16 protein-coding genes are annotated in these 13,768 nt (G+C 40.8%); 10 read left to right on the top strand and 6 right to left on the bottom strand.

What is annotated here, in order from left to right; all coding sequences use genetic code 11:
- Positions 1–57: 57 nt before the first annotated feature.
- Together JR334_03780 and JR334_03775 are read right to left on the bottom strand one after the other, a co-directional pair.
- The gene (locus tag JR334_03780; protein ID QRN86353.1) at positions 58–504 is read right to left on the bottom strand and encodes a hypothetical protein; all 447 of its coding nucleotides are present in this window, start codon (positions 502–504) and stop codon (positions 58–60) included.
- 73 nt (positions 505–577) lie between these two features.
- A complete protein-coding gene (locus JR334_03775; protein ID QRN86352.1) occupies positions 578–2,338 on the bottom strand; it encodes an NFACT family protein in 1,761 nt (586 codons plus the stop codon).
- Between the two features lie 147 nt (positions 2,339–2,485).
- Here JR334_03775 and JR334_03770 point away from each other — a divergent pair, with 147 nt between their 5' ends.
- From JR334_03770 to JR334_03725, 10 genes are all read left to right on the top strand, one after another.
- On the top strand, positions 2,486–3,322 hold the full coding sequence (locus JR334_03770) for a diaminopimelate epimerase (protein QRN86351.1): 837 nt from the start codon (positions 2,486–2,488) through the stop codon (positions 3,320–3,322).
- 9 nt (positions 3,323–3,331) lie between these two features.
- Entirely contained in the window at positions 3,332–4,504 is a 1,173-nt protein-coding gene (locus tag JR334_03765; GenBank protein ID QRN86350.1) for an LL-diaminopimelate aminotransferase, read from the top strand.
- 122 nt (positions 4,505–4,626) lie between these two features.
- Positions 4,627–5,505, top strand: a complete 879-nt coding sequence (locus tag JR334_03760; protein ID QRN86349.1) for a YicC family protein — start codon at positions 4,627–4,629, stop codon at positions 5,503–5,505.
- A 15-nt stretch (positions 5,506–5,520) separates the two neighbouring features.
- Positions 5,521–5,793 (top strand): DUF370 domain-containing protein, encoded by a 273-nt coding sequence (locus JR334_03755; GenBank protein ID QRN86348.1) that lies wholly within the window; start codon positions 5,521–5,523, stop codon positions 5,791–5,793.
- A complete protein-coding gene (gene gmk / locus JR334_03750) occupies positions 5,774–6,403 on the top strand; it encodes a guanylate kinase (GenBank protein ID QRN86347.1) in 630 nt (209 codons plus the stop codon). Before JR334_03755 ends, gmk begins: the two co-directional genes overlap by 20 nt.
- Positions 6,404–6,406: 3 nt before the next feature.
- The gene (gene rpoZ / locus JR334_03745; GenBank protein QRN86346.1) at positions 6,407–6,598 is read left to right on the top strand and encodes a DNA-directed RNA polymerase subunit omega; all 192 of its coding nucleotides are present in this window, start codon (positions 6,407–6,409) and stop codon (positions 6,596–6,598) included.
- A 3-nt stretch (positions 6,599–6,601) separates the two neighbouring features.
- Entirely contained in the window at positions 6,602–7,834 is a 1,233-nt protein-coding gene (gene coaBC, locus JR334_03740) for a bifunctional phosphopantothenoylcysteine decarboxylase/phosphopantothenate--cysteine ligase CoaBC (protein QRN86345.1), read from the top strand.
- A gap of 16 nt (positions 7,835–7,850) precedes the next feature.
- Positions 7,851–9,044, top strand: coding sequence for a methionine adenosyltransferase (locus tag JR334_03735; GenBank protein QRN86344.1), 1,194 nt, complete (start codon positions 7,851–7,853; stop codon positions 9,042–9,044).
- Positions 9,045–9,142: 98 nt separating this feature from the next.
- The gene (locus tag JR334_03730; protein QRN86343.1) at positions 9,143–9,877 is read left to right on the top strand and encodes a hypothetical protein; all 735 of its coding nucleotides are present in this window, start codon (positions 9,143–9,145) and stop codon (positions 9,875–9,877) included.
- Positions 9,874–10,965, top strand: coding sequence for a glucosaminidase domain-containing protein (locus JR334_03725; protein ID QRN86342.1), 1,092 nt, complete (start codon positions 9,874–9,876; stop codon positions 10,963–10,965). The genes JR334_03730 and JR334_03725 overlap by 4 nt, the downstream gene beginning before the upstream one ends.
- Here the strand turns inward: JR334_03725 and JR334_03720 are convergent.
- The 4 genes from JR334_03720 to JR334_03705 are packed head-to-tail and all read right to left on the bottom strand — an operon-like array spanning position 10,962 to position 13,766.
- Positions 10,962–11,468 carry a Gx transporter family protein gene (locus JR334_03720; protein ID QRN86341.1) on the bottom strand — a complete coding sequence of 169 codons (507 nt, stop codon included), beginning with the start codon at positions 11,466–11,468 and terminating at the stop codon, positions 10,962–10,964. The genes JR334_03725 and JR334_03720 overlap by 4 nt on opposite strands.
- Positions 11,465–11,851 carry a NusG domain II-containing protein gene (locus JR334_03715; protein QRN86340.1) on the bottom strand — a complete coding sequence of 129 codons (387 nt, stop codon included), beginning with the start codon at positions 11,849–11,851 and terminating at the stop codon, positions 11,465–11,467. Before JR334_03715 ends, JR334_03720 begins: the two co-directional genes overlap by 4 nt.
- The gene (locus JR334_03710) at positions 11,844–12,869 is read right to left on the bottom strand and encodes an FAD:protein FMN transferase (GenBank protein ID QRN86339.1); all 1,026 of its coding nucleotides are present in this window, start codon (positions 12,867–12,869) and stop codon (positions 11,844–11,846) included. The genes JR334_03715 and JR334_03710 overlap by 8 nt, the downstream gene beginning before the upstream one ends.
- A gap of 3 nt (positions 12,870–12,872) precedes the next feature.
- Positions 12,873–13,766 (bottom strand): RnfABCDGE type electron transport complex subunit B, encoded by an 894-nt coding sequence (locus JR334_03705; GenBank protein ID QRN86338.1) that lies wholly within the window; start codon positions 13,764–13,766, stop codon positions 12,873–12,875.
- Between the last annotated feature and the right edge of the window lie 2 nt (positions 13,767–13,768).

The raw sequence follows: 13,768 nt of genomic DNA, 5'->3' as shown, positions 1-13,768 counted from the left end.
AAAGAGTTGAGCTATTTAAGAATAGAACTCAACTCTTTTGCTATTGGTTTTACTGGTTCAATATCCTTCCAATTCAACCAAGGCGTCGAAGAAGAATAAACCTTCTGCAACCTTGGTAAAGATGGAGCCTGAGTCATCCTTAAGGTGGTATTTATTTCCATTCTTAGAAACGATAGTGTTATCCGCCTCTATGAGCACACTACTACCATCTTTCAGTTGAAAATTCATTTTGATACTAGGCTCAGTGAAAGAATACGGTTGGTGGACCTTTCCTGGTTTGTACAAAAGTAGATTCGTTACATTTAAGGCCATTTCAAGATCTTCCGTTTCTGTGAAAACCCTTGAATTTATATCTAGCCTATTGCTTGTGATTTCTACGGAAGAAACCTGATCAAGCTCAGGCATATGCATCAGGGGAAGCCCATTGATGTAGACATAACCAATCATCACAATGATTGCACTTATTAATCCTGGAACAAGAAAATGCAGTTTTTTGAAGTTCATTTTATCACCTAGTCTTTCCTTAAGTTGAGTTTTTTATGCAAATAGAGTTGTTGCGTGCTGTGTGAGTTAAACTTCATTCTTCCATTTTTTTTATTTGTTCAACCAAATTTTCATCTGGATTGGCTAGAAATGTTTTATTGGTCTCATAGATGACCATACCTGGTTTAGCGCCATTTGGCTTTTTAACATTTTTCTTCTCTGTATAATCGATCTCCACTTTAGAAGATTGACGCCCCTTGGAATAGTAGGCAGCGAGTGTGGCGGCCTCTTTAAGGGCAAGGTCATCGTATGCCTTATCACCCACCTTGAGGATAACATGAGAACCAGGTATATTTTTAGCATGTAACCAGATATCTTCATCTTCAGCAGAACGGGTAAGTCTATCATTTTGGTTATTGTTTTTACCTACTAAGATAGTAAGACCACTTGTAGAAAGATATTGTAAGGGTTTGCTTTTACCTTTTTTCTTTTTTTGTTTTCCTTTTTGTGGAGGAATGAAGCCAATACGTCTAACTTCTTCTTCAATCTCATCTAAATCAGATAGGGTATAGACGTTATCGAGAGACAGTAAGACGGATTCCAAGTAATTAATATCCTTATTTAAATCATAGAGCATCTCACGAGATACTTTGGCTGCCTCTCGTATCTTGGAGACTTTCTTAAAATATTTTGTGGCATTAGCAGAGGGAGAAAGGGCTGGATTCAACTCAATCTCCATTTTCGCATAGTCAGGGTCATAATAATTCTCCACAATAATCTTTTTAAGACCTGGGCGTACCATATGCAGATTGGCTGTTAGCAATTCCCCCTTAATTCGATAAATGTCTGTGTCTAGTGCTTTCTGAATATTGGATTCATGTATTTCTAACTTTTTCTGTAGTTTTTTCAGTCGCTGTTTCAAAGTTTTGGTGAGTTTTTGGCGCTCTTGGCGTAGCTTTTCTAGGTTGCTTTTCTCACCATACATGGTATCGAGAGCAGTGGAAATGCTGGGATAGGTACGGGTCGACTTTTCAAGACTACTTGGCAATATGGATACATCCTTGGGAATGCCTTCACGGTACAATACATATCCTTCTTTTGGTTGTGCTAGCAGAAGCTCCCGAAAACTGGTAAGACAATCATTTAGCCGGTCGTATTCGAGCCGACCTGCATATTCAAGATTGGTTTTTTCTAGTCCGCAAGACGTAAGAAGTCGTTTGGCAGTGGCTAAACTGAGCCCATTAAACATGCGGGGCAATAGCTCTACAAATTCATTTTTTTCAATTAATTCAGACTGGGCTAAAAGGTCATCTGTTAAATCATCTAGATTGTAATCAAGCAGATTGTTTTTTTCCATATCTGGTGGAAAGACATAGGGAATGTTAGGCAATACTTCGCGGTATCTTGAAACCAGATGGTTGAACTTCTTCTGGGCATCAATAATAAGCATTTTGTCATCCACAAGAATTAAGTTAGAGTGTTTCCCCATGATCTCAAGAATTAGGGTTTTCTTGCATAAGTCACCTAAATCATTTCGAGCGGCGAAATCCAAAAAGACGATCCGGTCCATTTGGTGGGTTCGAACGGTAAGCAACCGACCGCCTGAAAGATGTTTTCGCAGTACCATCGTAAATAAAGAAGGGGTGCTTGGGGTTTCATAGTCTTGGCTAGTTAGATATAACCCGCCATGAACTGGATGAGCAGATAAAAAAAGACGGTGATTTCCTCCAGCACTTCTAAAACGTAAAAGCACATCCATTTTATTGAGCCCGTGAATCTTATCTATTCGGGCTTGCGTTAGTTTTTGGTTAAGTTCCCTCGAAAGGGCATATAGCAGTACGCCATCAGTAGGCATAAAATATCAACTCCTTTGTCTCATTATAGCTTGTTTTGCAAGCGGATAGTAGTTGAAGATTTATGGGAAAAGATTGCCTGAGTCTATACCTGCCTTAGTAGTTCTGTTATAATATGATGTAATTCGATAGTAGTGGAGGGAAGATAGATGGAATTTACTAAAATGCATGGTCTAGGAAATGACTTTGTAATGGTTAAAGAAAATAATCTACCATCACATATAGCGCTAGACAAGTTGTCTATTGCAATTTGTGATAGGCATTTCGGTGTAGGAGCAGATGGTTTAATTATTGCCTGCCCCAGTGATGAATCAGATATTAAAATGCGGATTATCAATTCCGATGGAAGCGAAGCCGAAATGTGTGGCAATGGGATTCGGTGCTTTGCCAAATTTGTATATGAAGAGAATATGGTTAGAAAAACTACGATGACAGTTGAAACATTGGCCGGAACTATGGTGCCAGTCCTCAATATGGTAGATAATGAGATAGACAGTGTAACGGTCGATATGAATGAACCAAGACTGGCTGGTAGGATTATTCCCGTGGATTCTGACTTGGAGCAGATTGTAGACCATACGTTAGATGTAAATGGGGATGAAAAAAAAGTTACCTGCGTATCTATGGGTAACCCACACTGCATCCTGTTTGTGGATGACATCAAAGAGATTCCACTTACTACATTGGGACCAATAATGGAAAAACACGAATTTTTCCCCAATAAAACCAATGTGGAATTTGTAGAAGTGATGGATAAAAATGAGATTGCGATGCGGGTTTGGGAAAGAGGCGCATCGGAAACACTGGCTTGCGGTACAGGAGCCTGTGCTACCTTGGTTGCCTCAGTACTAAATAACAAATCCAAAAGAGATGCAGTAGTACATCTTGCTGGTGGCGATCTGCATATTCGATGGAATAAAGAAGATAATCACGTATACATGACGGGACCTGCAGACAATGTGTTTACAGGCAATTACATAATCTAGGAGGAAAAAATGGAACAAGCACAAAGAATTCAAAAATTACCACCATACCTGTTTGCTCGGATTGAGCAAAAGGTTGCAGAAGCGAAAGAAAAAGGCATTGATATCATATCCTTAGGTATTGGTGATCCTGACCAACCCACACCTTCACATATAGTCGATGCATTAAAGTCGGCGTCTGAAGATGCAGCGAACCATCAGTATCCAAGTTCTGTAGGCATGTTGGAATACCGTAAAAGTGTTGCAGATTTCTATAAAAGAAGATTCGATGTAAATCTTGACCCCAAATCAGAAGTCGTAACCTTGATCGGTTCAAAAGAAGGTATTGCCAATATCAGCTATTGCTATATTAATCCAGGTGATATTAATCTTGTACCGGATCCCGGATATCCAGTATATGGCATCGGTACATTGCTAGCTGGTGGTGAGCCTTATTTGATGCCTTTACTCGAAGAAAATGGTTTTCTTCCTGACCTTTCAAAAATACCGGATGATGTTGCAGATAAAGCTAAACTCATGTTCATCAATTATCCCAATAACCCAACTGGTGCGACGGCAACGCTTGCCTTTTATGAAGAAGTTGTAGCCTTTGCTAAGAAACACGATATTATCGTGTGCTCTGATGCAGCCTACACAGAAGTAACCTTTGATGGTTATGTTGCTCCAAGCTTTATGCAGGCAGAAGGGGCAAAGGATGTGGGAATCGAGTTTTTCTCCTTGTCTAAACCATTCAACATGACTGGTTGGAGAATTGCGGCTGCCGTTGGAAGAAAAGATGTGGTTGAAGCGTTGGGAAGAATTAAGTCAAACATTGACTCAGGAGCATTCCAAGCAGTTCAGCTTGCAGCAAAAGCTGGTCTTGATGGAGATTATGCCGTTATCGAAGAAACACAAAGAGTATATAGTGAGCGGATGGATGTTTGTGTAGCGGGCTTGCGCGAGTTGGGATGGAAATTGGAAAAACCCCAAGGCACCTTCTACATTTGGATTAAAGTACCCAAAGGATATACTTCTGCAGAGTTTGCTGAGTATGTTTTAGAAAAAGCAGGTGTCATTATTACGCCTGGAAATGGTTATGGTCAGTATGGAGAAGGATACTTCAGAATTTCTCTGTGCATCGGCAAAGATCGTATTCAAGAAGCACTGAAAAGAATGAAAGATGCGATTGGAACAATTGAGCTTTAGGATAAGGCGGCCGTTGGCCGCCTTATCTGCATTATCTTAAAGGATTAACACATTCTTTATAGAATGTAATAATAAATACATAGCAATTATGAAATCCAAATTTGGCAAAGGAGATGGTTGAAATGGTTAGCAGTATGACAGGTTTTGGCGTTGGCGAGGCGAATGGTGACGGACACATTGTCACAGTGGAGATTAAAGGTGTCAATAGTAGATTTTGTGAAGTAAAGACCAGAATTCCGAGAAAATATTCCAATTTTGAAGAAAAAATCAATCGAAAAATGAAGGAAAAATTTGCCAGAGGATATATGGAAGTTTTTGTGAATTACAAGGAGATGGAGTCTACTAAAAAACCACTCAAAGTTGACAAAACCTTGGCCTTGGCATATCATACTATCTTGAGGGAACTTGCGGTAGAAATGGGTAATACGGAAGAAATACCTGTTATGGAAATCGCTAGGTTGCCGGAAGTTATGGTAGCAAATGACGAAGTGGAAGATTTAGAAGCGCTTTGGATTTTAACCAAGATGGCCTTCTATGATGCCATTAAAGAAGTTAAGTCCATGAGAGCCGATGAAGGGTACAATTTAAAGAAGGATATCTTAGATAGAGTAGATATACTTAAGAGTCTTACGGCAACGGTAAAACAATACAGTGAGGAAAATTTGGTAGAGTACCGCAATAAACTTTTTGAGCGTGTGGAAACCATTTTAGATGATGTTCCAATTAATGAAGATAGATTGGCTACTGAGCTTGCAATATATGCTGATAAATCAGATATTACGGAGGAAACAGTTCGGTTGGATAGCCACTTTAAGATGATGTTGGATACCTTAGAAGACGGTGGTGTAGTCGGTAGAAAATTGGATTTTTTGGTACAAGAAATCAATAGAGAAATCAACACTATTGGATCAAAATCCCATGTTTCTCAAATTAGCCAAACCGTTGTTGAAATGAAAAGTGAAGTGGAGAAAATACGAGAACAGATTCAGAATATAGAATAAATTTAGGGAGGCACTATGGATATAAAATTGGTCAATATTGGATTTGGGAATATTGTGAACGCCAATCGTATCGTGGCAATTGTGAGTCCGGAATCTGCACCAATTAAACGCCTAGTGCAAGATGCACGGGATAGGAATGAACTAGTAGATGCCACATATGGTCGAAGGACTAGAGCAGTCATTGTAACGGATTCTAACTATATAGTTCTCTCTGCAGTACAACCTGAAACTGTTTCAAACCGTCTATCCACGAGTAAAGCAATCGTAGATGTCAGTGAGGGAGAATAAGGTTTTGAAGAATCCAGGAATTTTACTTGTGATTTCAGGTCCGTCAGGCGCAGGCAAAGGAACTTTGGCAAAGGCCTTGATTTCACAATATACTAGTATTGAACTATCTGTATCCGCAACAACCAGAGACATACGTCCAGGTGAAAAGGATGGAGAAACATATTACTACATCAATAAGGAAGAGTTCTTAGAGAAAGTAAATCAAGGACTCTTCCTTGAATATGCAACTGTATATGATAATTATTATGGAACACCCAAGGACAAGGTACTTGAAGCTTTGGATAAAGAAGTGGATGTGATACTTGAGATTGATATTCAAGGGGCCATGCAGGTCAAGAAAAGTTATCCAGATGCTGTCTTTCTTTTTGTAGTTCCGCCTTCTTTAGAGATTCTCAAAGAGAGAATCATCTGTCGTGACAGGGAGCCGATGGAGGAGATAGAAAAGAGATTGCAACAAGTTAAAAATGAGTTATCTTATATCGGTGAATATGACTATGTGGTCGTAAACGACAAGATTGAAGACGCGGTAGAACGTATGAGATGCATTATTGCAGCAGAAAAATGCAAATCGACTAGACTTTTGTTACACTTTGAAGAGAAAGGGGAGTAAAAGATGAAAGCACCTACAGTAGATAAGTTATTAGAAAGAGTACCTAGTAAATACACCTTGGTAATCGTTGCCGCTAAGAGGGCAAGACAATTGATTAGCATGCCAGATATGGATTTTGAACATGGCAATAAACCCATAATGAAAGCATTGGAAGAGATTGCCTCAGGCGATGTAGTAATTAAAAAACCGGAGTAAACAATGGTAACTAAAACCAAAAAAAATATCGTTCTGGGCATAACTGGTGGTATTGCTGCCTACAAGGCAATTGATTTGGCGAGTAGTTTGACGAAAATGGATTTTGATGTCCATGTAGTCTTAACTGCTGAAGCAATGAAATTTGTGACTCCTCTGACGTTAGAAGTCATTACCAAAAACCAGGTATGGACAGATCAGAACAGCCTAGAAAAAAGTGCTATTCCCCATATAAAATTGGCAGACACCGCAGACCTTATCGTCATTGCTCCTGCAACGGCCAATACGATTGCAAAGGGTGCAAACGGTTTGGCAGATAACCTCCTTAGTGCGGTACTACTGGCAGCAGATTGCCCCGTTCTTTACGTACCAGCCATGAATAGTAAAATGTATGAGCATGAAGCAACCCAAAAAAACCTACGAGATTTGGCGAGCCAAGGTGCAGTGATAATGCAACCGGAAGAAGGCATGCTAGCTTGTGGTATTAAGGGAAAGGGACGCTATCCCGCCAATAAAACGGTACTGATGCAGATTGAAAATATGTTTTTTGGAGATCAAGCATTGGAAGGGTTTAATGTATTGGTAACAGCTGGTGGTACTAGAGAGGCGATTGACCCTGTACGGTTTATCGGTAATCGCAGTAGCGGTAAGATGGGAGTGGCGATTTGCGAGGAGGCAAAGCGTCGTGGTGCTCATGTTACCCTCATTCTTGGAAGCCATGAATTAACGGATTTACCGGATGTAAATATAATTCGTGTAGAGACTGCACAAGAAATGTATGAACAAGTCATGGCTAATTTTGACACCCAGGATATTGTAGTAAAAGCAGCTGCCGTTGCAGATTTTAAACCTGAAGTGGTAGAAGAACAAAAGATTAAAAAGACAAATGATTCTAATCTAAGTAAAAAGAAGTGGACAATCAATCTGGAAGGAACAGTAGACATTTTAAAGGAAATATCTTTGAAAAAGGATAAGCAGATTGTAATTGGCTTTGCTGCAGAGACGGAAAATCTTGAGGCGAATGCCAAAAAGAAGCTGAAAGAGAAGAATTTGGATATGATTGTTGCCAACCAAGTAGACGGTGATGAGAGCGCATTTGGGTCAGATAACAATACGGTCACCTTGTACTGGGGCAATGGTAAGGCAAAACAATTGCAAAAGATGCCAAAAAAAGAACTAGCTGGAGTCTTACTTGATGAAATCATCAAGTTACCAAAATATCTCAAGCTGGCACGATAAGGAGAAAATAAAGAAAATGTCTAAAATGCTATTTACATCAGAATCTGTAACGGAAGGACATCCCGATAAAATTTGCGATCAAATATCGGACAGTATATTGGATGCCATTTTAGAGAAAGATCCCAAAGCTCGCGTTGCTTGCGAAACCATGGTAACTACGGGCTTGGTCCTAGTAGGTGGAGAAGTAACGACAAATTGTTATGTAGATATCGCTAAGATTGCAAGAAAGACAGTTGCAGAAATCGGATATACTAGAGCTAAGTTTGGCTTTGATGCAAGTACTTGTTCAGTACTTGTGAGTTTAGATGAGCAGTCTTCAGACATCGCGATGGGTGTTGACCAAGCGATGGAAAAGAAAGTTTCTTGTGGAAATGCAGAAGAATGGGATCAAATAGGCGCTGGAGACCAAGGCATGATGTTTGGCTACGCAACCGATGAGACAGATGAATATATGCCGCTTACCATTTCTTTAGCACACAAATTAACTAAAAAATTAACAGAGGTGCGCAAACAAAAAAAATTGACTTATCTTAGACCGGATGGCAAGTCACAAGTTACGGTTGAATATGAGGACCATATACCCAAGCGCATTGAGGCAGTGGTTATTTCAACTCAACACGATGCGAAAACCAGCTTGGAAAAAATCCGGAAGGATATCATTGAAAATGTGATCAATCCTGTAATTCCTGCAGAATATATGGATGAAAATACCAAAATCTATGTAAATCCGACAGGACGATTTGTAATCGGCGGTCCTCAAGGAGATGCTGGGGTAACCGGTCGTAAAATTATAGTAGATACTTATGGCGGAATGGCAAGACACGGTGGAGGTGCTTTTTCGGGAAAAGATCCTACTAAGGTTGACCGCTCTGCGTCCTATGCTGCTCGTTATGTGGCTAAAAATTTAGTGGGAGCTGGATTGGCTAAGCGTTGTGAGATTCAAATCGCGTATGCGATTGGTGTGGCAAGACCAGTATCTGTTATGGTGGAGACTTTTGGAACGTCTACCATACCGGAAGAAAAGCTAGTTGAATTGGTAAAAGACACATTTGAATTAAGACCAGCAGGTATTATTGCGACCCTGGGTCTACAAAAACCCATCTATAAGCAGACTGCTAGCTATGGCCATTTTGGTCGTAACGATTTAGATTTACCTTGGGAAAAGTTAGATAAAGTGGCAGAGCTAAAGCAAAAAGTCCAAGAAATGTAAATAATAATAGGAAAAAGGCATCGTGAGGTGCCTTTTTTTACGGAAAATATATGACACCTGCATAGTTTTTGCTATACTTAAGAGGTAAGGAGGCGAGTATGCATTATACTGGACGTAAACTAGAAATTGTGACCTTGGACGCAGCCCGCTATCTGGTTACTGTGACAACGTCATCCATTGGCACTGGCATCAACCATGATGATGAGACCATTGTATTCCCATACCTTCTTGGCCGAATGAAAGCTAGAAGTTTAGTAGGGGAATTGATGTCCGTTAATGCGGAACTTAGTGTGCTAAGCGCCACCATATTCCTAGAGATGATTCCTCAGGGAGAGGAAATCGTTCGAGGAATTCATGACGAGCTTTCTACTGCCTATGATACGGAGATTCCTTTGCAAGTTCATTTCCATCCCCATGCCGATAATGGGAAGACCATAATGGCTCTTATGGCAACGGGGGCAGTATATAAAGATCGAGTGAAAATTGATTCTACCAAATCTAAAGATTATGTTTATGCTTTGGGAAACCCTAAGCATGCCGAAGAAATCAATAATTTAGATAGTAAAGAGCTCGCGAAATTATATTGTGTGAAGGAGCTGGCAGAGTCACCCTCTATACATGAGATAATTATTCTTAACGGACAAAGCATTATTGAGACAATTGAGTATATAGAACGGAATGAAGACTTGGTCATGCAGTTAGAAACTGCTGATGAAGAACTGATAAACAAAAAAGGATATGGGGCTAGCTGTTTACTTTTCACTTCGACGAATAAGGTGAGAAATGAAAATTATGATGGAATTGCCCTGCATTATCTCGGGAGGATGGTATGAACAAGGAAATACAACATAGGACTAGATGGATTATGCTTGCTTTAATTGCAATACTATTTTTGCTTCCCGAGGCAGCATTAGCAACAGCAACAACAGAAGAAGAAGATTTTCAAATCTTTAAAGATGGAGTAGAGGTAGAAGCTCCCGTGGCCCCTTACCTTGAAGAAGGTGTTTCCTATATCCCGATAAGAGCACTTATTGAATCCTTGAATGGGCAGGTGGACTGGTATGGGGCATCTGAACCTTTTGTTCTAAAGCTTGGAGACAAAAATATTTCCATGAAGCTTGGCGAAAACCAGGCCAAAATAAATGACCTAGTAACTGAAACGCAACATATGGCTCAATTGCATCAAGAAACGACATTCTTGCCACTTCGCTTTGTTAGTGAAACGTTTGGTTTTAAGGTAAACTGGAATGGAGAAGAACGTCGAGTTGATATATTGACCCAGGCACTACCGTCACTAGGAAGTCCAATATTTGATGCTGAAGAAATAAGCATATTGGGTGAGCCAATGGTGACATTAGAAGAGATGGAATGGTGGTTCTCAAAGCATGTAGATGGATTTGATGAATTACCGTCTCTATATTATGAAATTGCCGAATACTATGGGATTCGGCCTGATTTAGCCATTGCACAAGCGATTAAAGAAACGGGTTGCTTCAAATTTGGCAATCTTGTACTACCAGAACAGAATAATTTTTGCGGCTTGTATGCAACGGGCGTACGATTGACAGGCGAGGAATCTATTTATGGGGCCAATCCGAACATGGTGACCTTGGTTTGTGGCAATCATGGAGCCAACTTTGTGGACCAAGCTTGTGGAGTGGAAGCACACTTGCAACATTTGTATGCCTATGCCACGAAAAAAGAATTGCCTAAGGATCGTGAGGTGCTTGACCCCAGGTTCAACCTCTTACATGAAAGTCTGAATTATTTGAGAGGAAGCGCAACCGTGTATGCTTATCTAGGGGCAGGGGACAACCCCAATGGCGTGGGTTGGGCAAGCCCAGGGATTGGATACGGTTATGAGATCGTGGATTTATACCAAGGAATGTATGATGAAATAGCAGAAAATAGAGATTTCTAAGAAAGTGGGATTTGCTGTTTGTTACGTTTTTCAATAAGAAGTGTAACGATAAATCCGGTTACAGAACCGAAAATAAGACCGGTAACCAGCAAAATAGGTAGAAAGAAATAGACACCTGTACTGCCGACTAGAAAAACAGCAGCGAATAGTTGCCCAACATTATGGCCTACCGCACCAAAAATGGATAGTCCAATAATGCTTAAAGGTGAACTCGAACCTAGGGCCATGAAAACCCAAGACATTAGAGCACCACTGAAACCAATATAGAATCCGGGCGTTAGAAATCTACCGGTAAATAGTGCAAGACATAGAAGCCTCATGATGCTAATCATTAGGGCTTCTTTTTTTCCATCTGTCAAGATGACATACAAAACTACAATATTCGCTAGTCCCAGTTTCATCCCTGGTATTGGAATAAGAGAGGGCAACAAGGTTTCCAAATAAGCTAGTATGAGTGAAACAGCGAGAAGCATGGACATTCTCATCATTTTTTTACTATTCATCGGCTTACTCCATCATATTGTGTTGTGCCTAAACATTCAACGATGGTTCGGTTGGGAATACATACAATAGAGGCCCCCGGCTCATGGATAAAACCTTGATGTACGCATATCTGCTCATCACAACTGGACTGAAGAACCCGAACCTGTCCATCTTTGATTTCAACTGTAATCGATCCAAACATAGTATCGTAGCTTTGAACTTGGTCTTGGGAGAGATTGAGTAAATAGCTTGTGGTACCATCAATACTAACTCGAACTTGGCTAGCATTATCAGGTTGCCTTTGCTGCCAAACAAACAAGGAGAGGGCAACGACTAAGATAAGTAAGATGAGCCCTAAATCCCAACGGTTTAGCATATGCCGGATAGCCTTCAGACTACTCATAGAAAGAATCCTCCTTTAAGAGGGTGAAATATGATCTTGCTCCACTACTAAAGAGGAGTTGGTCGTTATCTGTAATCAGGATGGCCTCTGCTTCTGGAAAAGACTCTATAAACGCAAGACCTTTTTCTGGACCTAGTACCACTATGGTGGTGCTGATGGCATCGGCTAAGGTACTAGAATCACAAAGCACAGTTACACTCTTTAGACCTTCAGCTGGGTAACCAGTAAAGGGGGAGAGTATGTGGTGGTATTGCTGATCATTAATTGTATAAAAGCGCTGATAAATTCCTGCCGTAACGATGGCTGTATCACGAACTTCAACATAGCCCATGGTATCTCCTGGTTGATTCGGATCCGTGATGCCGATTTTCCATGGCGTTTCATCATCTTTGGAGCCAATGACTACGATATTTCCTCCTGCATCAATTATTCCTTGGCTAATTCCATGTTCAATTAGAATATCTCGTGCAAGATCTGCACTAGCACCTTTGGCCAAAGCACCCAAATCTAAGGACATACCAGACTTGGCCAGTTTTACCATATTGTCTTCAATGAGGATGGCACTATAGTCGACTAGGGAAAGGGCAGAAGCAAATTCTTCTTGAGGCGCTAAAAGGCCCTCAGATTCACTTTTCTTCCATAGGTCGACAAGAACCCCTATACTGATGTCAAACGCCCCGCCTGAGGCCTCTGACAGGCTCTGGGCGGTTTGAATCAAGGATAATACATCATCAGGCAAAGAGATATACTCTTTGCCTGATGCCTGATTGATTTTAAATATAACATTGTCCGGATTGTCTTCATACCGATCCACTTGATTGTCTAATTGTTGCATGGCGCTAAGGGCATCATTGATTGCTTCTTCAGCAGCTTCTTCATCAGTACTCATAACTTTTATGGAAACAAGCGTGTCCATGAGAAAAGAGTCCACTGAAACTTCTTTAGACATGTTTTGTTGCCAAAAGAAAACGGATGCAATGAGCAGGATCATGGAAGACAATAGTAATATTCTTTTCATCAATTATTTACACAATCCGCATGCGGCACAGCCGGATTTGGATTCTTCCTCCTTAACAGGAACTCGATTGTTTATCATTTTGAAAAAGTCCTCGAGGGGCTCAATGGTTTGTATGGCACCAGTGGGACAATTGTCAGCACACCAGCCACAGTTTGTACATTTTTCTTCATCAATGCGGGCAATGGTACCAGTCCCCGTTTGGATGACATGAATCGCATCAGAGGGACATCCTTTTTCGCATATTCTGCATTTAATGCATGAAATGGTACAGACTTTTCGAGAGTCTTTGCCCTTGTCCGTATTGGAGCAACTAACGAATATTCTTTGGGTAGCGCGTCCCAAGCGTATGATATTTTGGGGACAAGCTTCTACACAAACGCCACAGCCAGTACATTTTTCCATGTCAATTTTCGGTAGATTGTCTTCCCCCATGGTGATGGCATCAAAAGGGCAGCTTGCTGCACAGGTACCAAGTCCAAAACAACCAAATTGGCAGTCTTTTGAACCATTGAAATAGCCAGCAGCCAAATCACAAGAGGGAATTCCTTCATACTCATATATATATTTAGATTTATCTACTGTTCCTTGACATTGAACCCTTGCAATCAAGGGCTCTTTGCAATCACCTGATGACATTCCCATAATATCCGCAACATGATCAGCAGTTTCTTTACCACCGGGGATACAGGAGTCTATGTTTGCTTTACCGGCTGCAATGGCTTCTGCTAAGCCGGAACAACCAGGATATCCACAGGCGCCGCAATTGGCGCCGGGAAGAACTTCGATTAGTTTTTCTACTGTGGGATCAACCTCCACTTTTAGCTTTTTACTTGCCAAGCCTAGGACTAGTCCGAAGATGAGACCTAAGGATGCAAGCGCAATGATCGCTTCTAACATGC

The organism is Clostridia bacterium, from assembly GCA_016887505.1.
Lineage (GTDB): Bacteria > Bacillota > TC1 > TC1 > UBA5767 > UBA5767.
Note: the sequence above shows the minus strand (reverse complement) of the source record. Positions and strands in the feature narration are given on the sequence as shown.